Genomic DNA, 23,743 nt, shown 5'->3' with positions numbered 1-23,743 from the left:
GTTGGTCCTACCGTTACCCTTTTCGCTCCATCCATGCCCAAAACCACACCCACCCTGGCCGAGATCGCCACCGCAGCAGGGGTGTCTGCCATGACCGCATCGCGCGCGATGAACCACCAGCCCGGTGTCTCGCGCAGCACCCGCGACGCCATCCTCACGCTGGCCCACAACATGGGCTACGTGGCCAACCGCAGCGCGCAAAAACTCTCGGGCGGGCGCAGCCGGGTGATTGGTTTGCTGGCCTCTGACCTGGGCAACGCCTTCACCAGCGCACTGGTTTCGGGCGCGGTGCAGGCCGTGGCCGCAGCGGGCAACGAGGTGCTGATCTACTCGCTGGTCGACCGCGCCCAGCGGCCCAACGACAACGTGCTGCAGCTGCTGCAGCAGTTCACCGACGGCGTGATCGCCATCCTGCCCTACCAGTTCGGTTTTGTGGAATCGCTCAGCGCCGCCCAGGTGCCGGTGGTCACCATCGACCAGCACACCACCGTGTCGTCCATCGCCGCATTCCCGTCCGTCGCCTCCGACAGTTACGGCGGTGCGCGCAGCGCCATGCAGCACCTGGCCGGGCTGGGCCACCGGCGCATTGCGTTCATCACCGGCGATGAACGCATGCACTCGGCCCGCGACCGGCACCGCGCGTATGACGACGCGGTTGCCATCCTCGGGCTGGAGCGCGACCCGGCCCTGGTGCTGCCCGGCGACTACTCGCTACACGGTGGCCGCACCGCCGCCCAGCAGTTGCTGGCGCTGCCGGTGCGCCCCACCGCCGTATTTGCCGCCAACGACCTCAGCGCCTTGGGTGCCATGGCGGTGCTGCAAACCGCCGGGCTGCGCGTGCCGCAAGACATCTCTGTGCTGGGTTTTGACGACCTGGAAGCCGCCTCCCTGGTCCACCCCGCCCTGACCACCGTGCGCCAACCCATCGCCGACATGGGCCGCGCCGCCGCCAACACCTTGCTGGCGCTGATCGCCGGGCTGGATGTGGCGACGCAGCAGGTCAGCCTGCCCACCGAGCTGGTGGTGCGGGCGTCGACGGCGGCATGCAAGCGGGGGGCGAAAACGCCCAAGAAGTAAGCGGTGTTTTTGCTATCTAAAAAGTAGCTGCTACCGCCCATGGAACGGGCGCCAACCTCCTAAAACCCTTAAACCCCTTGGATGCGTCTTAGCCATGCCCCGCCATGGCCTGCGCCGCGTTTTCAAACAGCGCGGGCGCCACGTGGCGTGCGGCCAGAGCCTGGCCGAGCTGCATGCGCAAAAAGCCGTTGGTGGTGTAGCGCGACACGCCGCTGTAGCAGCGTTCCACCAGGCCCTGGACCATGTCGGAATACGCGTCGAAGACTTCGGGGCGGATCTGGAAGTTGTCGTAGTTGACCACCGCAAACACCCGCCGCCCCAGGGCTTGCACCCGCGACTCCACCTCGGCGCGGATGGCGGCCACGTCGGCCAGGCTGCGCACCTCCAGCCCCTCGAAGTTGATGAACAGGTGCTGCTGCGCCGCATCCAGCGAGAAGCGCTGCGCCAGGGGCACGGCCAGTAGCGTGTCGCGCAGCGCCATGGGGGTATCGGCAAAGATGCGCGCGTCCATCAGCCGGGGGGGCTGCTCCATCAGCGGGGTGAAGTCCATCTGCGCCAGGATGTCGCGCCCCAGGTGCACGCCCGGCGCGATTTCCTGCAGCGCCAGCCCCTGCTGCGTGAGGGCAAACACACAGCGCTCGGTGACGAACAGCACCTGCTGGCCGCGCGCGACGGCATGCGCCCCGCTGAAGGTGCGGTGCTCCACGGCGTTGACGAACTTGTGGGTTGTGCCATCTTGCACGATGCGCAGCAGCCCGCCGTGGATCTGCAGCTGCAGCCGCCCGGCGGTGAAGGTGCCCACGAACACCACCTTTTTGGCGTTCTGGCTGATGTTGATGAAGCCGCCCGCGCCCGCCAGTTTGGGGCCGAACTGGCTGACGTTGAGGTTGCCTTCGCGGTCGGCCTGGGCCAGCCCGAGGAAGGCGATGTCCAACCCGCCGCCGTCGTAGAAGTCGAACTGGTAACCCTGGTCGATGACCGCATCGGTGTTGGTGGCGGCGCCAAAGTTCAGGCCGCTGGCTGGTACCCCGCCCACCACGCCGGGCTCGGCGGTCAGGGTGATCAGGTCGGTGATCTTTTCTTCGGCGGCCACGCTGGCAATGCCCTCGGGCATGCCGATGCCCAGGTTCACCACGCTGTTGGCGCGCAGCTCCAGCGCGGCGCGGCGGGCGATGATCTTGCGTGCGTCCAGGGCCAGCGCCTCGGCTTGGCCCGCAGGGACGCGCAGGCTGCCGCTAAAGGCCGCGCTGTAGGGTTCGGCATAGGTCTGCCAGTGGTTCTCGGGCCGGGCCAGCACCACGCAGTCGACCAGCACGCCGGGGATCTTGACCTCGCGCGGGTTCAGCGAATGCGCCTCGGCAATGCGCTCCACCTGCACGATCACGATGCCACCCGCGTTGCGCGCCGCCATGGCCATCGACAGGCCGTCCAGCGTCAGCGCCTCTTTTTCCATGGTGATGTTGCCCGCGGTGTCGGCGGTGGTGCCGCGCAGGATGGCCACGTGGATCGGAAAGGCCTTGTAGAACAGGGCTTCCTCGCCGCCCAGGGTGGTCAGCTCCACCAGTTCGTCCACGGTGCGGCTGTTGAGCTTGCCGCCGCCAAAGCGCGGGTCTACAAAGGTGCCCAGGCCCACCCGCGACAGGTGGCCGGGCCGGTGCGCGGCGATGTCGCGGTACAGGTGGCTGATCACGCCCTGCGGCAGGTTGTAGGCCTCGATCTGGCCGTCCATGGCCAGCTGCTGCAGCTTGGGCACCAGGCCCCAGTGCCCGCCGATTACCCGCTTCACCAGGCCCGCATGGCCCAGTCGGTTCAGGCCCTTGGTCTGGCCGTCGCCCTGGCCCGCGGCGTACACCAGGGTGAGGTCGCGCGGTGCGCGGGGTGCCTGGCCGGGCGCGGCCACATGGGCCAGGTGCAGCGCCTCCAGGGCGATGGCGATCTCTTCGGCAAAACCAATGCCGACAAAGCCGCCGGTGGCCACGGTGTCGCCGTCATGGATCAGGCGCACCGCCTCCTGGGCCGAGACGATCTTGCTGCGCCCGGTGCCAAGGCGTGTGGGCTGCGAAAGCGGGGTGTGCATGGCGTGCCTCCGTGTGTCTAGAACACGCCCACTGTGAGGTAAAGACCGAGCACCAGCAAGCTGGCGGTGAAGGCCGTGAGGCTGCCCACCACGAACAGGTCGAAGTACGACTGCTTGTGGTTCAGCCCGCAGATAGCCAGCAGGGTGATCACCGCGCCGTTGTGCGGCAGGATGTCCATGGCCGCTGAGCCCATGGAGGCAATGCGGTGCATGATTTCGGGGTTGATGTGCGCCGCCTGCGCGGCCTGGGCGTAGTAGTCGCCCATCGCGCCCAGGGCCAGGCTCATGCCGCCCGAGGCCGAGCCGGTCATACCCGCCAGCACCGTGACCACCAGCCACAACGAAACGACGGGATCGGAAGCCACCGACTTCAGCCCCTCGCGCACCACCGCGAACGCAGCCAGTGCGGCGATCACTGCGCCGTAGCCTACTTCGGAGGCGGTGTTGGCCATGGGCAGCAGCGAGCCCAGCGTGCCCTTGCCAATGGCATCGCGCAGGTCTTTGATGCGGCCCAGGTTGGTCAGCGCCACCACCACGATGGCGGCCGCCATGGCACCGATGATGGCCCAGATGGCCAGCACCTTCTTCAGGTCGATGTGCTTGAACTTGTCGGTGTCGAGGTAGCTGTGGTCAAAGGCCGGAATCACGTACTGCGACAGCACGAAGTTCATGCCAATCACCACCAGAATCGGCAGCAGCGCCATGAAGAACGAGGGCAGATTGGCGTTGTCCACCGTGGCCAGCTCTTCCTTGTGCTCGCCATAGCCTTCGCCGTTCTTGCGGGCAGCGGCGCTGCGCTGCGACAGCCACAGCATGCCAGCGGCAAACATGAACACCGCCGCAATGGTGGACAGGCCCGGCGCCGCATACACCGTGGTCTTGAAGAACGGGATGGGGATGGCGTTCTGGATCGCCGGTGTGCCCGGCACCGCCACCATGGTGAAGGTAAAGCTGCCCAGGCCGATGGCCGCCGGAATCAGCCGTTTGGGAATGGCCGCTGCCCGGAACAGCGAGGCCGCGATGGGGTACACCGAGAACGCCACCACAAACAGCGACACCCCGCCGTAGGTCAGCAGCGCACAGGCCAGCACCACCGCCAGGATGGCGCGTTCGCCGCCCACCCAGGCCACGATGCGCTGGGCGATGGCGCGCGCCGCGCCCGACTCGTCCATCAGTTTGCCGAACACCGCGCCCAGCAAAAACAGCGGGAAATAGGTGGCGAAATAGCTGCCCAGCGCGGGCATGAAGATCTGGGTGTAGCTGGCCATCAAGGGCAGGTCGCCGTAGTTGAAGGCGATGGCCACGGCGGCGCACAGGGGCGCTACAAAGATCACGTTCCAGCCACGGTGGGCCAAGAAAATCAGCAGCGCCAAAGACGCAAAAATCCCAATAATGCCCAGCATGCGGGTGTCTCCGTTGTTGTAATACCTGGCTGTATAGGCACAAGGCGTGCCAGCCTCGGGTCCGCTGGCGCGCCGCAGCGCCTCAGGCCTGCGCGCCAGAGGAGAAACCTGCACAAACCGCAGAAATGCCGCGCCTCCGCCACCAGCCTGGCAGCCCGTGGCCCCGGCGCAGGTGTCCAGACTTCTGGACAGTTTGTTACTTCTGCGAGACAGTCGGGCTGGGCCGACGGCCCAGGGCGGCCATTAGACTGGCGGCGTGCGCGGCGCACGGCCCTGCTCCGCCCGGCACCATAAAAACGACCTGAGACAACGAAGAGACACGCGACCTATGGGCACCACCTACCCACCATCCGTGGCCCCTATCCGGGCTGCAGCCACCCCGGGTGACGTTGGCCGCTGGCCCGGCACCCAGACCCACGACGCCGACGCGGTACGCGCCATGGCCATGAAGTCGATGTTCGAGCGCCTGGAGGGCCTGTGCGAAGGCGCGCTGGCCGTCAACCTGGATGCCGAGGTGGTCTGGATCAACGAAAAATACGCCCGCAAGCTCGGCCAGCCCAGCGCCGCCGCCGTCCTGGGCCAGCCGGTGGAAAACATCATCCCCAACAGCCAGATGCGCGAGGTGGCGCGCACCGGCCGCCCCATCGTGCTCGACATCATGCCGTTTGGTGACGAGCACCTGGTGGTCACCCGCATGCCCATCCGCGACGAGGCCGGGCAACTCATCGGGGCCGTGGGTTTTGTGCTCTACAACCACCTCGAAGGCCTCAAGCCGGTGATGCACAAGATGGCGCAGCTGCAGCACCAGCTCAAGGCCGCCGAAAAGGAACTCGCCGACAACCGCCGCGCTAAATACAGCCTAGCTTCTTTCCTGGGCATGTCGGCGCTGGCCGTGGAAACCAAGCGCCAGGCGCGCCGTGCGGCGCAGCTCGACACCACCGTGCTGCTGACCGGCGAAACCGGCACCGGCAAAGAGCTGCTGGCCCACGCGATCCACAACGTATCGGCCCGGGCGCATCTGCCGTTTGTGAGCGTCAACGCCGCCGCCATCCCCGAGGCCCTGCTCGAAGCCGAGCTGTTCGGCGCGGCACCCGGTGCCTACACCGGTGCCGACCGGCGCGGGCGCGACGGCAAGTTCAAGATCGCCGACGGCGGCACCCTGTTTCTGGACGAAATCGGCGACATGCCCCTGGCTCTGCAGGCCAAGCTGCTGCGCGTGTTGCAAGAGCAGGAGATCGAGCCGTTGGGTGCCAACCGGCTGGTGCGGGTGGATGTGCGGGTGATCGCCGCCACCAGCATCGACCTGGCCGCGCGCGTGGCCGACGGGCGTTTCCGCAGCGACCTGTTCTACCGGCTCAACGTGCTGTCCATGTCGCTGCCACCGCTGCGCGACCGCCTGGAAGACCTGCCGCTGCTGGTCGAGCGCCTGCTGGAAGATATCTCCTTGCGCATCGGCCAGCCGCTGGAGATCGACCCCGATGCCTTCGCCGTGCTGGCCGGGCACCACTGGCCGGGCAATGTGCGCGAACTGCGCAACGTGGTGGAGCGCGCCCTGCTGATGCACGAAACCCAACGCCTGGGTGCCGTGCACCTGGCCAGCGTGCTGCCCAGCACGGTAACGGTTCCGGCCCCATCGCCCGTTTCCGATGTGGTGGAGCCCTTGAGCCGCGTGGTCGATGCCGCCGAACGCAGCGCCATCGCCGCCGCCCTGCGCATGACCAAAGGCAACAAGGCCGCCGCTGCCGCCGCCCTCGGCATCTCCCGCGCCGCGCTCTACCAAAAGCTGGGCGCCGCCCGCACCGAACCTGCGGGCGGTGCGGAAGGCGGGGGGCAAGGCGCTATTTAAAACGTAGCTGTTTGCGCCCATGGAATGGGCGTTGGAGGCTGATTTTGTTTGAATCCATCACCAGTGGATTTGTTCGAACAAGCCCATCAGCTTGGCTGCCCGTGCAGCATTGAACTGCCCTACCCAGCCGATGCGTCCCAGCAAATGGGCGCGGAAATCCACCAGTTCGGCAGGGTTCTGCGACGCTGGCCCCTGGTGCACGCACTGGTGCAAACAGGCTTTGAGCCGGTCGAAATCCTGCCGTGGCGTATGCGGTCGCGCGTTCACCACGATGCCGGTGATGCGTTGCTGCCGATGCTGTGGCAGGCAACGGGTCTTGGCCGGATGCAAGGCAAAACCTTCGTCTTCGGCAATTGCCGCCACCCAGGCCTGCAGCGCCCGGAACTGCGGGCGCAAGGCCGCCGAACCCGAAAACACCAAGTCATCCGCATAACGGGTGTAGCGGGCACCGAACACCCAGGCCAAACCGTCCAGGCGCAGATCCAGCCCAAAGGCGCACAGGTTTGCCAACGTCGGCGAGGTCGGCGCGCCCTGGGGCAGGTGGGCGGACTGCAGCCGTTTGGCACCCAGCCAGTCCAGGCCTCCGTCGTCCCGCAACCGATCCACCACCATCCTGGCGGTCCGGTGGGTGCACAGCGCTGTCAGGCAACGCGCCACACCGGGGGGATAGCCCAGGGTACGCCACAGCGCCATGACCCTGGCAGCGCGGATACCGCCAAAGAAGTCGCGCAGATCGAACCGGACCACCACGGCCTGGCCTGCATGGGCCGCTGCGTGGGTCGCGACCGAGCGCCCAGGAACAAAGCCGTGCGCTGCCTCGTGCACCGGAACGTGTTGCAGCAGTCCGCTGTAGAGCGCGCGCTGCACCTGTTTGAGTGTGACCTTGGGAATTTCCAGCAGGCGCAAACCGCCGGTGCGCTTGGGCTGCAGCTGGTAGCGGTAGTGCTCGGACCCCACGGGACTTTCGGGAGCCAGCCAGGCTAATCGGTCCAGCGGCATCTCCAGCCACCCGGCCAGGTCGTCTACGGTTGCCAGATCGGGGATTTCGCAGCCATCCAGGCCTAGAGGCCGCGGCAGCATGCGGGCGGGGCGCAGTAGCAAGCGCCGGATGTGCGGTCGCGCGCCGTTTGCAAAGGCTGCGTCAAAAGGGTGTGCGGCTGGTAATTCTGCGCCGTGGTTTTCGTCGTCTACCAGGGGGGACTGCCCGGGCGCAGGCCCCAGAATGCGCTGCGTCAGCGTATCCAGGTCCATGTGTTGCCAGCTGGTGGCGGGCAGCATCGCCAAAGGCGCGACGACGGCTGGAAGCCATGCCGGGTTGTCACCCAGCGTGGCGGCCGCCCGCGCCTGCAGAGCGGCTGCGCTGGTGCCGCCAGGCTGGTGGGCATCGGCCAACAAGCCGCGTGCCAGGCTGCGGGCGATCCAGGTTCGGTAGGAAATGTCTCGCATAGGCCCCAAAGAAGGTGGCAACCAGCGCGCCAACCAGCAGGTCCGGCGTGGGCAATCTGCGCAAACTGCGCATGCGGCGCACGCACCGAGATGGCTCGGCACACAACAACCATGGGGTACCCCACAGTGCGAGACAGAGCAACGTATCACCCTGGGCTCACGACACTTGGCGCGCTGGCGCCAAAGCCATTCTACGGGGCAGTTTATGCCGTATGGGTATGGGTGGATGCTATTGAATAAATAGCTGCTCCCGCCCACTCCATAAGCGCTAGCCGCCTACCGGGGCCTAGAGCACTGGCAGCATGTCGTAGGTGGGCGGGAGGGATGCCATGCATTTATCTATGGCTGAATATATAAATTCAAGAATATCCCAATCAATTCAAATAGTTAACCTATTCCATGAATAGATACTTTGCTTTAAACCTGCTTACGCCGCCGCGCCCGCATAGCCAGCTGCCAGGCGCGTTTGATAGCCGGGGTCAGCCACAGGGCTTGCAGGGCCACATAGGCGATGGCGGCAAAGGCGGCGCCCATCAGCGGCAGGCCGACCAACAAGGGCCAGCCCATGGCCTGCGCCCAGGCCATCATGCCCTGCATCCAGTCGGCATCCAGGCTGGGCAGGGGCGGCAGGACGTAGGTGCCGGGCAGCACCCACTGCCCGAGCTGGAAGGCCAGCACGTACAGCGGCACGATGGTCAGCGGGTTGGTGTAACAGGTGGCCAGCGCGCCCGCAATCGCGTTGCCGCGCAGCCAGGCGCACAGCACAAAGGTAGAAGGCACCTGCAACGGCCCGGGGATCAGGCCGCAAAACATCCCAATCGCTACACCCAGGGCCAGCGGACGGCGGTTGAAGTCGAACACGTCGTGCCGGTCCAGCCAGGGCTTGGCCCGCTCCAGCAGGGGACCGTGCAGGTGGGCCAGCACTTTGGGCTCCAGGCCGCGTAGCCAGTGGCGTAGTCTTTGGGAGTAGCTGAGCATCAGTGTGCGGAGGGTCCAGGTTTGCGTGAGGTGACCAGCGAGGCCACGATGGAGGCTGTAATCAGCGCTGCCGTGACCAGCAAGGCATAACCAATCGGAATTTTGACCAGGTCAATCAGCAGCATTTTGCCGCCAATGAATATCAGCACCAGCGCCAGGCCGTAGGCCAGCAGGTGGAAGCGGTCTGCCAGGTCGGCTAGCAGGAAGTACAAGGCGCGCAGACCCAGGATGGCAAAAATGTTGGCCGTGAGCACGATGAACGGGTCGCTGGTGATGGCGAAGATGGCCGGAATGCTGTCCACCGCAAAGATCAGGTCGGTGGTGCCGATCAGCACCAGCACCACGAACATCGGGGTGTAGTGCTTGACGCCGTTGACCAGCGTGGTCAGATTTTCGCCGTCGAAATGGGGGGCGATCTTCATGCGGCCGCGCAGAAAACGCAGCACCGGGTTGTGGGCAATATCGGGCTCCTTGCCCGCCGCCAGCCACATCTTGGCACCGGTAAATACCAGGAACGCGCCGAACACATACAGCAGCCAGTGGAAGGTGGCCAGCAGCCAGGCACCGGCCAGGATCAGGATGGCCCGCAGCACGATGGCACCGATGATGCCGATGATCAGCGCCCGCTTTTGGTACGGGGCTGGCACACCAAAGTAGCTGAAGATCATCAGGAACACAAAGATGTTGTCCACCGACAGGCTCTTTTCTACCAGGTAGCCGGTAATGAACTGCATGGACACGGTGTTGGCCACCGCCCGGCCCTGGTCAAAATCCAGGTAAGCCCATAGCAGGGCCACGAACACAAAGGCCAGCGAGAACCACAGCAGGCTCCATCCGGCGGCCTCTTTCATGGTGACCTGGTGCGCGCCCTGGCGCTCCATCACCCACAAATCGATACCAATGGCTACCACCACAAAGACGGCAAAGCCCACCCACATCCACCAGGTTCCGATGGTTTCCATGCTCTGGTCCTCCGCTGCGTTGACGCAAAAATGTTTAAGAGTTTGTGCCTAGTACTCAGGCACGTAAGTAGAGGAACAAAATGAAAGTGATGATTTCGCGCGCAGGCCTAGGCGCAAAACGCAGACATAGCTGTGGCTATGGCGAGGCTTTGCAACGACGGTATGGGTGCGAAAGCGCGCTTTCATGTTCCGATACTTGCGTGGCTGAGTACTATGTCGGTGCGTGCGATGGCCAGGCGTTTGAGTGGCTGGGCATGCTGCGGGCGCGACTGTTGCAGATGTTTAACCACGCGGCTGACGGCGCGGCGAATGGCCGCTTGCAGAGCGGCCACCCAGTCGCTGGCCGTGGTTTTGACCACGATGCTGCCTCGGTTGCGCAGGTGCAGCTGCACCTGGCATTGCTTGTCCACACCGCCGCGCGGGCCGTTGGCATCGCGAAAGCTGACCCGCACCGTATCGATGAGCCAGGCCATACGGCGCAAGGCAAAACGCAGCCGCTGGTCGCTGTCTGCGCTGAGTTGCTGGGTGTTGATGCCTTGGGTTTCCACAATGATGTGCATGTTGGCTCCTGAATGGGTTGGGATGACCGGTCTTGCAGACCGTAGGGGCGTTGCCTTGCGTTGGCAGGTCGGCAAACAGGCCAAATTCTAAAAACCCAACCATTCGTAGAAAACACGCTTAAAACATATGGATACTTCGAAATTTACGAAATGTTTTACCTCCAGCTTGAAGGATCTACATATTCCAAAGAGGCTGCCTGCGATACAGCCATAAGCGCAAGCAGCTATGCTTTTTATTTAATGCCCATCAAATTCCCTGCCCGCCCGATACCTCGATGCGCTGCGCGTTGACCCAGCGGTTGTCCTCGCCCAGCAGGCTGGCGACCATGGGGCCGATGTCGTCGGGCAGGCCGACGCGGCCCAGGGCGGTGATCTGGGCGATGTGTTGGTTCATCGCGGGGGTGTCGCGCACCGCGCCGCCGCCAAAGTCGGTCTCGATCGCGCCGGGGGCCACGGTGTTGACGGCAATGCCGCGTGCGCCCAGCTCTTTGGCCAGGTAGTTGGTGAGCACCTCCACCGCGCCCTTCATGGCGGCGTAGGCGGCAAAGCCCGGGTAGTTCAGGCGCGTCAGCCCGCTGGAGAAGTTGACGATGCGCCCGCCGTCGGCCAGCAGCGGCAGCAGGGTTTGCGTGAGGAAGAACACGCCCTTGAGGTGCACGTTGACCAGGCCGTCAAACTGCGCTTCGGTGGTGCTGGTAAAGGGCGCAAATTCGCCGTGACCCGCGTTGTTGACCAGGTGGTCGAACGTGTCGCGCTGCCAGGTGGCCTGCAGGGCGCTGCGCAGCCGGTCGGCAAAGGCGGCGAACGTGCCCACCACGCCGGTGTCGAGCTGCAAGGCCACGGCTTTGCGGCCCAGCGCCTGCACCTCGGCCACCACGGCCTGGGCCTCGGCGCTGCGGCTGTGGTAGGTGACGATGACATCGCCGCCCCGGCGGGCCACGCTGAGGGCGGTGTTGCGGCCCAGGCCGCGGCTGGCTCCGGTGATGAGGGTGATTTTTTGCATTCGAAAGCTCCGGTTGTGTGAGGGTTTCAGTGTCTGGCGCGGGGGCTGCACGCAGTTGCCTGTTGCGCGGCGTTCCTTGCCTGATCCTCCAAAACCCATCCGCACGCGACGGCAACCGGATACGCTTGGGCCATGACCACACTCCTGCACGCCGTGGGCCGTTACGCCGAGGCCCACCCCCATGCCACCGGCCTGACCCCCACGCCCATCCCCGGCCTGGCCGTCGCCCGCGCCACCGAGCCCAGCGGGCTGATGCACGCGGTGGCGCAGCCCATGGTGTGCCTGGTGGTGCAGGGCAGCAAGCTGGTGACCACGGGCATACAGGCGTTTGCGTTCAGCGCAGGCGACTCGCTGCTGATCACCGCCGATGTGCCCACCGTCAACCAGATCACCCGCGCCAGCGCCGCCGCGCCCTATTTGTCGCTGGTGCTGCCGCTGGACCTGGCCGTGGTGGCCGACCTGGCCGCGCAGATGGACCCGAGGCCCGAAGGCAGCTACGCCCCGGTGCGGGTGGATGCCACCGAGGCCGAGGTGGCCGACGCCGCCCTGCGGCTGGTGCTCCTGCTGGACCGTCCGGCAGCCCTGCCGGTTTTACAGGCGCAAGGCGTGCGCGAGCTGCACTACTGGCTGCTGGCCGGGCGGCACGGCGCGGCCATCCGCCGCCTGGGCTGGCCCGATGGCCACGCGCCCCGTGTCGCCAAAGCCGTGGCCGTGCTGCGGGCCGAGTTTGCCCAAACCCTGCCGGTGGAGCGGCTGGCGGCGGTGGCAGGCATGAGCCCGTCGTCCTTCCACCAGCATTTCCGCAGTCTCACCTCGCTCTCGCCGCTGCAGTTCCAGAAACAGTTGCGCCTGATCGAAGCGCAGCGGCTGATGCTGTCCGAAGGCATCAGCGCCAGCAGCGCCGCCTTCGCTGTGGGCTACGAGAGCGTGCCCCAGTTCACCCGCGAATACGGCCGCCTGTTCGGTTTGTCGCCAGTACGGCACACCGAGGCGGCACGCAGCCAGGTACGGGTGGCAGCTTAATTGCTCCTTTTTCTATAGCTGCTTGCGCCAGTGGAATGGGCGGTAGAGGCCGATTTGACCCCTATATCTGATAGGGAAGACGGCCTGGGCTCCAGCCCCCATCCCAACCTTCCCCCGGAGGGGGAAGGGGCAAGACAGGGGCTCGCGCCCTAGGCGCGATGGGGCGCACAGCGCCCCCGATCCCGCACCCGGGGTCCCCATCTGTATGCGCCGAGGAGCACAGCTTTGGGCGGATCAGGGCTGGCGTCTGTCTGAGCCGCAGGCGAGTTTAGCCAGACCCCGCCCAAAGCGAGCACCGCAGGTTCCCGTAGCGCCAGCGGAGGGCGCAGACAGTTGGGGCGCCTTTCTTTTGGTTACTTTTCTTTTGCGCAAAAGAACAAGTAACTGCGCCGCCGGGCGCATCACCCGGCCAGGGATCGCCGTAAACGCCAACGGCAAGCCAGCCCCTAGGGTTTCCCGCAATGCCCATGCTCCTAGGCTAGATGGTAAATTCCGCATCCATTGTGGAACCGGTTCCACACTAACAGGAAATGCGGGAAAGATGGCCACCATCAAGGACGTAGCAAAGCTGGCAGGCGTAGGCGTAGGCACCGCGTCGCGGGCCATGTCGGGCAAGGGCGCGGTGTCGGCCGACGCGGTGGCCAAGGTGCAGGCGGCGGTGCAGGCACTGGACTTTCGGCCATCCAACGTGGCCCGCGCGCTGTCGCTCAAGACCCTGGGCATGGTGGGCGTATACGTGCCCGAATTCGGCGGGTCCTTCATCTCGCGCATCCTTAACGCCATTGATGCCGAGCTGCGCGCCGTGGGCCGCCACATGGTGGTGGCCAGCGGCTGCGGTCAGGGCGACCCGCGCCAGCAAGCGCTGGAGGGCGTGGAGTTTTTGGTGCAGCGCGAGTGCGACGGCATCCTGGTGTTCAGCAACCACCTGCTGGAATCCGATTTGCAGGCGCTGCAGCTGCGCTTTCCGCGCGTGGTGCTGCTGAATCGCCAGAGCCCGGCCCTGGGCGAGCGCGCGTTCTTTGCCGACCACGAACTCGGCGGGCGGCTGGCCGCCCGGGCATTGCTGTCCCAAGGCCACCGCGCCATTGCCACCATCCAGGGCGCGCTGGACGCACCCGACAACGCGCAGCGCATGCAGGGCTTTTACGCGGCGCTGGCGCAGCAGGACATCGAAGTCAAATCCGCCCACCGCATGGACGGCGGCTTCACCTTTGCCAGCGGCCACGCGGCTGCCACCCGCCTGCTCAAACGCAAGGACCGCAGCTTCACCGCCGTGTTCTGCGCCAACGATGTGATGGCCATGGCCGCGATTTCGCGCTTCACCCAGGCCGGGCTGAAGGTGCCGCAGGACGTGTCGGTGATCGGCTACGACGATACCGATGTGGCCACCTACACCGCCCCGCCGCTGACCACCGTGCACATGCCCATCGCCGAACTGGGTGCGCAAAGCTGCCGCCACGTGCTCAACCTCTGTTACGGGCTGGCGCTGGAGGTGCAGCGCGACTTCGCCCCCCTGGTGGTGTGGCGCGAATCGGTGGGCCCCGGCCCCCATTTTTCCAACTAAGAAGGAGACCCGTTCCATGGCTATCGCCCTCGGCATCATCGGTGCCGGCAACATCTTCCCGGCCTACCTGCGCACCCTCAAGCGCAGCCGCCTGTTCCGCATCGTCGGCGTGGCCGACGCGGTGCCTGCGGCAGCGCAAAAACGCGCCGAAGAATTCGGCCTGCCGTTCATGACCGTGGAGCAGCTCCTGGCCAGCGATGCCAGCATCGTGCTCAACCTCACGCCGCCCCAGGCCCACCACGCCACCGGCCTGCAGGTGCTCAACGCGGGCAAGCACTTTTTCACCGAAAAGCCGCTGGCCGCCAGCTTTGCGCAAGGCAAGGAACTGGTGGCGCTGGCCAAGCGCAAAAAGCTGCGCATAGGCTGCGCGCCAGACACCTTTTTGGGCGCCGGTGCGCAAACCGTGCGCGCCCTGGTGGACGCGGGCACGGTGGGCGCCATCCGCTATGCCACGGCGCAGTTCATGGGCCACGGGCCGGACCATTGGCACCCCAATCCGGCCTTCTTCTACCAGCCCGGCGCGGGCCCGATGTTCGACATGGGCGTGTACTACCTGACGCACCTGGTCAACCACCTCGGTCCCATTGCCAGCGTGCGCGGCACGGCCCACACCGCGCACACCACGCGCACCGTGCCGCTGGGCGAGCGCAAGGGCCAAAAGATCGCGGTGGACACGCCCACCCACATCGTCAGCCAGTTGAGTTTTGCCAGCGGTGCCGAGGTGGTGCTGACCTGCAGCTTCGACGTGTGGAAGCACAGCCACGCGCCCATCGAGCTGTACGGCGAAGACGGCAGCATCCTGGGCCACGACCCCAACCAGTTTGGCGGCACGGTGAAGTTCGCCCGCCAGCTGGGCGACTGGACGCGCAGCCCCGACAAGCGCCCCTACACCACCAACGCGCGCGGCATCGGCCTGATTGACATGGCCCAGGCGATTGCCGCCGACCGCCCGCACCGCTGCAGCGAAGCCCTGGCCCTGCACGTGCTGGAAGTGATGGAGCGCGCCCTGGATGCCGCCCGCACCGGCAAGCCCCAACGCACCACCACCACCTGCGAGCGCCCCGCGCCGCTGACCCAAAAACTTTTTTAACCCTTAAGGAAGCACGATGACAACTATCCGAACTTTCGCCACAGCCAGAACGCACGCCGTCCAGAAACACCGCAGAACTGGCTTTGCCAGGCTGCTGGTGTTGCCCCCTGCGAGGGGGTTGGCGGAAAGTGCGCAGCACTGCAGCCTGGGGGTGAGGGGTAATACACCATGAAAATCTCGGTACAAATCTATTCCCTGCGCGAAGCAGGCGACCTCGATGTGCAACTGGCCCTGGCGCGCAGCTGCGGCTTCACCTGGGTGGAAACCGTGGCCACCCACGGCCTCACGCCGCAGGCCTTTGCCGACAAGGTGGCCGCGCACGGCCTGCAGGTGTCGTCCATGCACGCCGCGCTGGCGCTGCTGGAAACCGACATCGCCACCGTCATCGAAGCCTGCCGCCTCACCGGCTGCCCGTTGGTGGTCATGCCCTGGCTGCCCATGGGCGAGCGTTCGCCCACCGCGGCGGGCTTTGTGGCCCTGGGCCAGCGCCTGGCCGCGCTGGGCGATGCGCTGCGTGCGCATGGCGTGCAACTGGCGTACCACAACCACGATTTCGAGTTCTTGCCGTACGAGGGCCGTACCGCGCTGGAATGGATCTTTTCCGCCGCTACACCCGCGCAACTGGGCTGGGAGGCCGACCTGGGCTGGGTCAGTCGCGCCGGGGCCGACCCGCAGGTGTGGCTGGACAAATTTGCCGACCGCCTGGTGGCGGTGCACGCCAAAGACATTGCCCCCCCGCGCATGGCGCTGGCCGAGGACGGCTGGACTACGCTGGGCCAAGGCATCGTGCCCTGGGCGGCCTTGCTGGCGCAGCTGAAAACCCGCACCGACCTGGTGGTGTTCGAGCACGACCACCCGGTGGATTTTGCGGGCACGCTGCGCAACAGCCATGCATTTCTCACCCAACATCTAGGCTGATATGGCACACAACAGCATCCAAGGCCCGGCTATCTTTCTGGCCCAGTTTGCGGGCGACACCGCCCCTTTCAACACCCTGCCCAACATCGCCCGCTGGGCGGCCGGGCTGGGCTACAAGGGCGTGCAAATCCCCAGCTGGGATGGGCGTTTGTTCAACCTGGCCCGCGCCGCCGAGAGCCAGACCTACTGCGACGAAGTCACCGGCCAGCTGGCCGAGCACGGGCTGGTGATTACCGAGTTGTCCACCCACTTGCAAGGCCAACTGGTGGCGGTGCACCCGGCCTACGACCTGCCGATGGACGGCTTCGCCCCCGAGGCAGTGCGCGGCAAACCGGCCGAGCGCACGGCCTGGGCCATCGCGCAACTCAAGCTGGCGGCCCAGGCCTCGCAGCGGCTGGGGTTGAAGTCGCACGCCACCTTCAGCGGTGCGCTGGCCTGGCCCTACCTCTACCCCTGGCCGCAGCGCCCGGCGGGGCTGGTGGAGGCGGCTTTTGACGAACTGGCCAAGCGCTGGCTGCCGATATTGGATGCGTTCGATACCGCGGGCGTAGACGTGTGCTACGAAGTGCACCCCGGCGAAGACCTGTGCGATGGTGCCAGCTACGAGATGTTCTTGGACCGCGTGCACCAGCACCCGCGCGCCTGCCTGCTGTATGACCCCAGCCACTTTGTGCTGCAGCAGCTCGACTACCTGGCCTACATCGACCTCTACCACGACCGCATCAAGGCCTTCCACGTCAAGGATGCCGAATTCCGCCCGAATGGCCGCACAGGGGTGTACGGCGGCTTCCAGAAATGGCAAGACCGCGCCGGGCGCTTCCGCTCGCTGGGCGACGGCCAGGTGGACTTTCGCGCCATCTTCAGCAAGCTCACCCAGTACGGCTACCGGGGCTGGGCGGTGCTGGAGTGGGAATGCTGCATCAAGCACCCCGAGCAAGGCGCCGCCGAGGGCGCGCCCTTTATCACCGACCACCTGATCCGTGTGGCCGAGCGCGCCTTTGATGACTTCGCCGCCAGCGGCACCGACGCAGCCGCGAACCGCCGCATGCTGGGCATTGCCTAAACGCTACAACCGTTTTCCAACAACAAAGAAAGAGAGTTCACCATGACACCCAATATCGAATTCCTGCTCGACCAAATGACCCTGGAGGAGCAGGTGGGCCTGCTCGCCGGGGCCGACTTCTGGACCACCGTGCCCGTGCCGCGCCTGGGCGTGCCCGCCATCAAGGTGACCGACGGCCCCAACGGCGCACGTGGCGGCGTCTTCAAAGACGGCCCCACGACAGCCTGCTTCCCCGTCGGCATAGCACTGGCCTCCACCTGGAACCCGGCGCTGATCGAGCAAACCGGCGCGGCCCTGGGCACCGAGGCCAAACTCAAAGGTGCCAGCGTGCTGCTGGCCCCCACCGTCAACCTGCACCGCACGGTGCTCAATGGCCGCAACTTCGAATGCCACTCCGAAGACCCCTGGCTCAGCTCCGAGCTGGGTGTGGCCTATGTGCGCGGCGTGCAAAGCACCGGCGTGGCCGCCACCATCAAGCACTTTGTGGGCAACGACAGCGAATACCAGCGCATGAGCATGAGCTCCGACATCCCCGAGCGGGCCCTGCGCGAGCTGTACCTGCTGCCGTTTGAGCGGGCCGTCAAGGAAGCGGGTGTGATGGCCGTGATGACCGGCTACAACCGCCTGGACGGCATTTTTGCGGCCGACCACCAGCGCATGCTGCAGCAGGTGCTGCGCGACGAATGGGGCTTTACCGGCCTGGTGATGTCCGACTGGATGGGCCTGCACAGCACGGTAGAAGGCGTGCTGGCCGGGTGCGACCTGGAAATGCCCGGCCCGGCGGTGGAGCGCGGTGCCAAACTGGTGCAGGCGGTAAAAGACGGCTTGCTGCCCGCTGATGCCGTGCGCGCCTGCGCCCGCCGCGTGCTGCAACTGATCGAGCGCGTGGGTGGGTTTGCCAACCCCGGCATTCCCGCCGAACGCGCTGACGACCTGCCCGCCCACCGTGCGCTGATCCGCCGCCTGGGCTCTGAAGGCGCGGTACTGCTGAAGAACGAAGGCCTGCTGCCGCTGGCCCCACAGGCTGGCCAGACCGTGGCGCTGATCGGCATTGCCGCCGTCACGCCCCAGGCCATGGGCGGCGGCAGCGCCACCGTCAACGCGCACTACCGCATCGCCCCGCTGGCGGCCCTGCAGGCACAGTGCCCAAACACTACGTTCACCCACCACGCCGGGGCCGACATCCACCGCTATGTGCCGGTGCTGAACACGCCCATGCAGCTGGAGTTTTTCAACAGCCTGGACTTCAGCGGCCCGGTGGTCTGCCGCCAGACGGTGCACAACACCGAGCAACTCTGGATCGACACCGTGGACGCAGCCGTCACGGCCGATGCCTTCTCGGCCCGGGCCACGCTGCGCTTTGTGGCCGCCGAGGCGGGGGAGCACCAGTTCTCGCTGGTCAGCGCGGGCCTGAGCCGGGCGTATATCAACGGCGACCTGGCGGTGGATGCCTGGAGCGGCTGGAACCGGGGCGACACGTACTTCACCTTCGGCTGCAACGAGGTGCGCCACAGCCGCACGCTGGCCCAGGGCCAGGTGTGCGAGGTGGTCATCGAGTTCAGCACCGGCACGCCCGAGTCCACCCCCATCCACGCCCTGCGCTTCGGTGCTTACCGCGTGCTGGGCGAGGCCGACATCGCCGCCGCCGTGGAAGCCGCCCGCCATGCGGATGTCGCCGTGGTGTTTGCCGGGCTCAACGCCGAGTGGGACAACGAGGGCCTGGACCGCAGCGGCATCACCCTGCCGCACAGCCAGAACGCCCTGATCGCCCGCGTGGTGGCCGCCAACCCGCGCACCGTGGTGGTATTGCAAACCGGCTCGCCCGTCGCCCTGCCCTGGCTGGCCGACGTGCCCGCCGTGCTGCAAGCCTGGTACCCCGGCCAGGAGTGCGGCAACGCCATCGCCGACGTGCTGCTGGGCACCGCCGAGCCCGGTGGCCGCCTGCCGCAAACCTGGCCCATGCAGCTGCAAGACACCGTGGGCTTTGGCAACGCCTTGCACTACCCCGGCGTAAACGGCCATGTGGTGTACGACGAGGGCATCCTCATCGGCTACCGCCACTACCAGCAGAAAAACATCGCCCCGCTGTTCCCCTTTGGCCACGGTCTGTCGTACACGCAGTTCCGCTATGGTGCGCTGCGTCTGGCTTCCACGGAGTTACAGCCCGGCGGCGAATTGCTGGTGGAGATGGATGTGCAGAACGTCGGTCAACGTACCGGGCAAACCGTGGTGCAACTTTTTGTTGCCGACACCAGCGCCAGCCTGCCGCGTCCCGCGCAAGAGCTCAAGGGCTTTGCCAAGCTGACCCTGGCCGCAGGGGAAACCGGCACGGCGCAGTTCCGGCTGGGCATGCGGGCCTTTGCGTTCTATGACGTGGACCGCGCCGCCTGGGTGGCGGAGGCGGGGGGCTACCAACTGCACGTGGGCACTTCGGTGGATGCGCGGATTGCATCGGCGGAGGTGGTGCTGGGTGGGGACTGGGTGTCGGCGGTGTAGGGATTGGACGGGGGTTACTCCCCAGCCGATAGTTCTAGCGCACTGAGCAGCGTGCTACTGGAGGCGGTGATTTCGGTGGCTCCCGCGGCCAGTGCTTCGGCACGGAAACTGCGGGCGGCCCACGCACCGCAGAAGATGTAGACGGGCGTCTGCGGGTTGATCAACTTGATTTTGCGGGTGAGGTCGATGCCTGCCGTGTCGCTCTCGGGCCGCCCCATGTCCGACACCACGATGTCGTAGGTGAGTTTCTTGAACTGCGCGATGCCTTCGTCGGTGCTCAGCGCTGTATCGACCCGCACGCCCAGCTCTTCCAGCGTTGCGACGAAATAGCTGTTGTTCCTGGGCTGGTCGTCGACCCACAGGATGCGCTTGCCGCTGGCGGCGGGCGCGGCCATCTGCGCTGGTACCGGGGCCGGGTCCAGGTGGAGCCGCTTTTCCAGCTCGGCCAGCTTGGTTTGCAGGTCGCTGACGATGGCGCGTTGCTGCTCGGAGGCCTCTTCCATCGTCAGCTCATTGCCCGCCACCTTGATGGTGAACTTGCGCTTCAGCGCCGATTCGAGCAGGGTGCGGATCGGCACGTGGAGCTTGTACAGCAGCAGGCCGAGCAGCACCGGCCAGGCCAGCGAAGCCAGCGCGGAAACCAGTTTGGCCAGGTTGTCCATCGTGGGCTCGCTATTTCGGGCACTGGCACAGTTTTTCCAGCGTGCCCATGCGCAGCAGCAGCGCGAACACTGCGGTCACCGGCACGCCGCCCAGGTACAGCAGGTCACCGCTGTAGGCCAGCAGCAGGGCCTTGATGGATGCGATATCCAGGGCGAAGGCCACCAGCTCGTCGGCCTTGGTGGCCTTGGCCGCGCAGTAGGCTTCGCAGAGGTAAGTGGCGATGTCTTTGCCTTCCTCGGCCATGGCCTTGAGCAGGCGCTCCAGCTCCTCCTGGATCTCCTGGGGCAGCTTGCCGCGGCCCGCGATCCACTCGCGCACGCTGGCGGCATCGGGCCGGAACACCTCGAAGCCATCGGGAATCTGGTACTTGGCTTCGGCGTGCTGGACCAGGGTGGTGTAGGCCAGGTAGGCAAACCAGCGCGCGGCGGGCTGGTCGGGTGGGGTGGCGGCCAGGACCTCGCCCACAGCGGCAATCTCGTCCGCCAAAAGCTCCAGTTCCAGGGTGTCCGCCATCACGCTTCTCCTTGCTGCATACAGCCACTGTATTCCGCTGCGGGTGGACAGGGAACCGGGTGGGCGGCGGTTTCATCCTCCAAATGGATGAAATGCCGTTTGCTCTATTTTTTATAGCCGCTCACGCTCTTGCCATAAGCACGGGGGGCACTTTTTGTACTCAATGCCCCTTGCGGCCTGCCGCCAGCCAGCCCTCTACGCTGTATACCCCCAGCGCCGCCCAGATCAGCACAAAGCCCGCCAGCCGCGCCATCTGGAACGGCTCGTGGAACACCCACACGCCCAGGGCGAACTGCAGCGTGGGCGAGATGTACTGCAATATGCCCAGGGTGGTCAGCGGAATGCGCCGCGCACCGGCGGCGAACAGCAGCAAAGGGATGGCGGTCAGCGGCCCGGCCAGCAGCAACCAGGCCATCGCGGACGCATCGCCCTGCACCAGCACGCCCTGGCCCTGTGCGCTCCACCAGGCCAGCGCACCCAGGCCTAGCGGGGCCAGCAGCATGGTCTCCAGCGCCAGGCCTTCTAGCGCGCCCAGGCTGGCCACCTTGCGCAGCAGGCCGTAGAACCCGAAGGTGGTGGCCAGCACCAGCGCAATCCAGGGCAGGCGGCCGGTTTGCACGGTCAGCCACAGCACGCCCGCCGCGGCCACGGCCACCGCCAGCCATTGGCCGGGGCGTGGGCGTTCGCGCAGAAACACATAGCCCAGCGCCACATTGACCAGCGGCAAGATGAAATAGCCCAGGCTGGCATCCACCACATGCTGGTTCTGCACCGCCCAGACATACGTCAGCCAGTTGCCTGATAGCAGCAGGGCCGACAGTGCAAACGCCCCCAGCACCCGGGGCTTTAGAGCCCGCATCCAGCCCCAGTGCCTGCGCACCAGCAGCACGCCCAGCACAAACACCAGCGACCACACCGTGCGGTGCACCACCACCTCCAGCGCCGGAATGCCCGCAAGCTGGTGGAAGTACAGTGGAAACAGGCCCCAGGCCGCGTAGGCGAGGGCGGCGTAGACGATGCCGATGTGCATGGGGGAGTTTTCAATCAAAAAGGGTGCTTGTGCTTATGCTACCAGCGAGAGCAGCTACTAATTAAATAGCAACTGGGTGGCGATGGGCTGCGCCGTGCTCTAGACTGGACGCACCCCGATTCCAACCCCTCCCACCCCTTGAAAGGACCCCTCCCATGGCAGGCAGACTCGCAGGCAAGACGGCCATCATCTCCGGCGGTGCCACCGGCGCAGGCGGCGCGGCATCCAAGCTGTTCGCCGCCGAGGGTGCGCGGGTGGCGATCTTCGACATCAACGTGGCCGCAGGCGAAGCTGTGGTGGCCGAGATCCTGCAGGCCGGGGGCGAGGCGGCATTCTTCCAGGCCGATGTGTCGGACCGGGCGCAGATCGAGCACGCGCTGGCCGGTGCCAACGCCCGCTTTGGCCCGGTCTCGGTGCTGTTCAACCACGCGGGCACCATCGTCGTGAAGCCCTTTCTGGACACCACCGACGAGGACTTCGACCGGCTGATGGACATCAACGTGAAAAGCATGTTCATGGTGACCCGCGCCGTGCTGCCGCAAATGCTGGCGGCCGGCAAGGGCAGCATCGTCTGCACCGCCTCCATCTCGTCGGTAGCGGCCACGCCGCTGGAGGTGCTGTACTGCATGACCAAGGGGGCCTGCGCCATGCTGGCCCGCGCCGTAGCCGTGGAGTACCGCGACCGGGGCATACGCTGCAACGCGGTCTGCCCCGGCTTCATCGACACCCCCCACGGCCAGCGCGAAATTGCCGCCCTGACCCAGCACGGCGTAGACGCCTCGGTCGCCGCCCTGTCGCTACAGCAAGGCCGCCTGTGCCAGCCCGAAGAGGTCGCCAAGGCCGCGCTGTTCCTGGCCAGCGACGAAGCCAGCTTCGTCAACGGCGCGCACCTGTTTGTGGATAACTGTTTTACGGCGGCTTAAAACAAAAAACGCGCCCGAAGGCGCGTTGTTGAGGAGCAGTAAGCCGCAGCTTACTTGGCCATCACGCGGGTCATTTCCAACACTTTGTTGGAGTAGCCCCATTCGTTGTCGTACCAGCTCACCAGCTTGACGAAGGTGCCGTCCAGGGCGATGGAGGCGTCTGCGTCGTAGATGGAGGTGCGGCTGTCGCCACGGAAGTCGGTGGCAACCACCTTGTCTTCGGTGTAGCCCAGCACGCCCTTCATGGCGCCTTCGGACTGCGCCTTGAGCTCGGCGTTGATTTCGGCGATGGTGGCCGAGGTGTTCAGCTCCACGGTCAAGTCGACCACCGACACGTCGCTGGTGGGCACGCGGAAGGCCATGCCGGTGAGCTTCTTGTTCAGCTCAGGAATGACCACGCCCACGGCCTTGGCGGCACCGGTGCTGGAGGGGATGATGTTTTCCAGAATGCCACGGCCACCGCGCCAGTCTTTGTTCGACGGGCCGTCCACGGTTTTTTGCGTGGCGGTGGCAGCGTGCACGGTGGTCATCAGGCCGCGCTTGATGCCGAACTTGTCGTTGATCACCTTGGCCAGGGGGGCCAGGCAGTTGGTGGTGCACGATGCGTTGGAGATGATGGCCTGGCCAGCGTAGGTCTTGTCGTTCACGCCGTAGACGAACATGGGGGTGTCGTCTTTGGAAGGGGCCGACAGGATGACCTTTTTCGCACCTGCGTCGATGTGCTTCTGGGCGGTTTCCTTGGTCAGGAACAGGCCGGTGGATTCGACCACGATGTCGGCACCCACGTCGGCCCATTTCAGGTTGGCCGGGTCGCGCTCTTGCGTCAGGCGGATCTTTTTGCCGTTGACGATGAGCACGCCGTTGTCCACCGACACTTCGCCCTTGAAGCGGCCGTGCACGCTGTCGTACTGCAGCATGTAAGCCAGGTAGTCGGGCTCCAGCAAGTCGTTGATGCCGACGATTTCCACGTCGTCAAAGTTCTGCACCGCAGCGCGGAACACCATGCGGCCAATGCGGCCAAAGCCGTTGATACCAATTTTGATGGTCATGTCTCTATCTCCAGGAGTTAACAAAAGGTGACGCTTGCACGGATAGCCCCAGGCGAGCC

The 23,743-nt window shown here is 65.8% G+C and carries 20 protein-coding genes; 9 read left to right on the top strand and 11 right to left on the bottom strand.

The window, feature by feature from the left end; translation table 11 throughout:
- The first annotated feature begins 33 nt into the window (after window positions 1–33).
- Complete coding sequence (locus AC097O_RS11905) at window positions 34–1,077, top strand: LacI family DNA-binding transcriptional regulator (RefSeq protein ID WP_479592998.1); 1,044 nt, start codon at window positions 34–36, stop codon at window positions 1,075–1,077.
- Window positions 1,078–1,165: 88 nt separating this feature from the next.
- On the opposite strand, the gene AC097O_RS11900 is transcribed toward AC097O_RS11905, so the two are convergent.
- On the bottom strand, window positions 1,166–3,154 hold the full coding sequence (locus AC097O_RS11900) for an acyl CoA:acetate/3-ketoacid CoA transferase (protein ID WP_479592996.1): 1,989 nt from the start codon (window positions 3,152–3,154) through the stop codon (window positions 1,166–1,168).
- Window positions 3,155–3,171: 17 nt separating this feature from the next.
- Window positions 3,172–4,557 (bottom strand): GntP family permease, encoded by a 1,386-nt coding sequence (locus AC097O_RS11895; protein WP_479592994.1) that lies wholly within the window; start codon window positions 4,555–4,557, stop codon window positions 3,172–3,174.
- 328 nt (window positions 4,558–4,885) lie between these two features.
- Here AC097O_RS11895 and AC097O_RS11890 point away from each other — a divergent pair, with 328 nt between their 5' ends.
- Complete coding sequence (locus AC097O_RS11890) at window positions 4,886–6,403, top strand: sigma-54 interaction domain-containing protein (RefSeq protein WP_315207890.1); 1,518 nt, start codon at window positions 4,886–4,888, stop codon at window positions 6,401–6,403.
- Window positions 6,404–6,460: 57 nt separating this feature from the next.
- On the opposite strand, the gene AC097O_RS11885 is transcribed toward AC097O_RS11890, so the two are convergent.
- The 5 genes from AC097O_RS11885 to AC097O_RS11865 form a co-directional block, all read right to left on the bottom strand.
- Window positions 6,461–7,849: a reverse transcriptase family protein gene (locus AC097O_RS11885; protein ID WP_479592992.1), complete on the bottom strand. Its 1,389-nt coding sequence runs from the start codon at window positions 7,847–7,849 to the stop codon at window positions 6,461–6,463.
- Window positions 7,850–8,266: 417 nt separating this feature from the next.
- Window positions 8,267–8,827, bottom strand: coding sequence for a DUF2062 domain-containing protein (locus AC097O_RS11880; RefSeq protein WP_479592990.1), 561 nt, complete (start codon window positions 8,825–8,827; stop codon window positions 8,267–8,269).
- A complete protein-coding gene (locus AC097O_RS11875) occupies window positions 8,827–9,789 on the bottom strand; it encodes a TerC/Alx family metal homeostasis membrane protein (RefSeq protein ID WP_315207896.1) in 963 nt (320 codons plus the stop codon). Before AC097O_RS11875 ends, AC097O_RS11880 begins: the two co-directional genes overlap by 1 nt.
- A gap of 182 nt (window positions 9,790–9,971) precedes the next feature.
- Window positions 9,972–10,349 carry an HPF/RaiA family ribosome-associated protein gene (locus AC097O_RS11870; protein WP_479592988.1) on the bottom strand — a complete coding sequence of 126 codons (378 nt, stop codon included), beginning with the start codon at window positions 10,347–10,349 and terminating at the stop codon, window positions 9,972–9,974.
- 247 nt (window positions 10,350–10,596) lie between these two features.
- Window positions 10,597–11,352, bottom strand: coding sequence for an SDR family oxidoreductase (locus tag AC097O_RS11865; RefSeq protein WP_479592986.1), 756 nt, complete (start codon window positions 11,350–11,352; stop codon window positions 10,597–10,599).
- 132 nt (window positions 11,353–11,484) lie between these two features.
- Here AC097O_RS11865 and AC097O_RS11860 point away from each other — a divergent pair, with 132 nt between their 5' ends.
- The 6 genes from AC097O_RS11860 to AC097O_RS11835 all read left to right on the top strand — a co-directional run bounded on the left by AC097O_RS11860 (window position 11,485) and on the right by AC097O_RS11835 (window position 19,506).
- Window positions 11,485–12,375 (top strand): AraC family transcriptional regulator, encoded by an 891-nt coding sequence (locus AC097O_RS11860; RefSeq protein WP_479592984.1) that lies wholly within the window; start codon window positions 11,485–11,487, stop codon window positions 12,373–12,375.
- Window positions 12,376–12,916: 541 nt separating this feature from the next.
- Window positions 12,917–13,939 carry a LacI family DNA-binding transcriptional regulator gene (locus tag AC097O_RS11855; protein WP_479592982.1) on the top strand — a complete coding sequence of 341 codons (1,023 nt, stop codon included), beginning with the start codon at window positions 12,917–12,919 and terminating at the stop codon, window positions 13,937–13,939.
- Between the two features lie 16 nt (window positions 13,940–13,955).
- Window positions 13,956–15,029, top strand: a complete 1,074-nt coding sequence (locus tag AC097O_RS11850) for a Gfo/Idh/MocA family protein (protein ID WP_479592980.1) — start codon at window positions 13,956–13,958, stop codon at window positions 15,027–15,029.
- 168 nt (window positions 15,030–15,197) lie between these two features.
- Window positions 15,198–15,947, top strand: coding sequence for a sugar phosphate isomerase/epimerase family protein (locus tag AC097O_RS11845; protein WP_479592978.1), 750 nt, complete (start codon window positions 15,198–15,200; stop codon window positions 15,945–15,947).
- Window position 15,948: 1 nt separating this feature from the next.
- The gene (locus AC097O_RS11840) at window positions 15,949–17,010 is read left to right on the top strand and encodes a sugar phosphate isomerase/epimerase family protein (RefSeq protein ID WP_479592976.1); all 1,062 of its coding nucleotides are present in this window, start codon (window positions 15,949–15,951) and stop codon (window positions 17,008–17,010) included.
- A gap of 42 nt (window positions 17,011–17,052) precedes the next feature.
- Complete coding sequence (locus AC097O_RS11835) at window positions 17,053–19,506, top strand: glycoside hydrolase family 3 C-terminal domain-containing protein (RefSeq protein ID WP_479592974.1); 2,454 nt, start codon at window positions 17,053–17,055, stop codon at window positions 19,504–19,506.
- Window positions 19,507–19,520: 14 nt separating this feature from the next.
- On the opposite strand, the gene AC097O_RS11830 is transcribed toward AC097O_RS11835, so the two are convergent.
- From AC097O_RS11830 to rarD, 3 genes are all read right to left on the bottom strand, one after another.
- Window positions 19,521–20,168: a response regulator gene (locus AC097O_RS11830; protein ID WP_479592972.1), complete on the bottom strand. Its 648-nt coding sequence runs from the start codon at window positions 20,166–20,168 to the stop codon at window positions 19,521–19,523.
- A 10-nt stretch (window positions 20,169–20,178) separates the two neighbouring features.
- A complete protein-coding gene (locus AC097O_RS11825) occupies window positions 20,179–20,682 on the bottom strand; it encodes a hypothetical protein (RefSeq protein ID WP_479592970.1) in 504 nt (167 codons plus the stop codon).
- Window positions 20,683–20,842: 160 nt separating this feature from the next.
- The gene (gene rarD / locus AC097O_RS11820) at window positions 20,843–21,712 is read right to left on the bottom strand and encodes an EamA family transporter RarD (RefSeq protein ID WP_479592969.1); all 870 of its coding nucleotides are present in this window, start codon (window positions 21,710–21,712) and stop codon (window positions 20,843–20,845) included.
- A gap of 155 nt (window positions 21,713–21,867) precedes the next feature.
- Between rarD and AC097O_RS11815 the strand changes: the two genes are divergently transcribed.
- Window positions 21,868–22,635 (top strand): SDR family NAD(P)-dependent oxidoreductase, encoded by a 768-nt coding sequence (locus AC097O_RS11815; protein ID WP_479592968.1) that lies wholly within the window; start codon window positions 21,868–21,870, stop codon window positions 22,633–22,635.
- 50 nt (window positions 22,636–22,685) lie between these two features.
- On the opposite strand, the gene gap is transcribed toward AC097O_RS11815, so the two are convergent.
- Window positions 22,686–23,684: a type I glyceraldehyde-3-phosphate dehydrogenase gene (gap, locus tag AC097O_RS11810; RefSeq protein WP_479592966.1), complete on the bottom strand. Its 999-nt coding sequence runs from the start codon at window positions 23,682–23,684 to the stop codon at window positions 22,686–22,688.
- Between the last annotated feature and the right edge of the window lie 59 nt (window positions 23,685–23,743).

The organism is Rhodoferax sp. LS1P39, from assembly GCF_056521425.1.
Note: the sequence above shows the minus strand (reverse complement) of the source record. Positions and strands in the feature narration are given on the sequence as shown.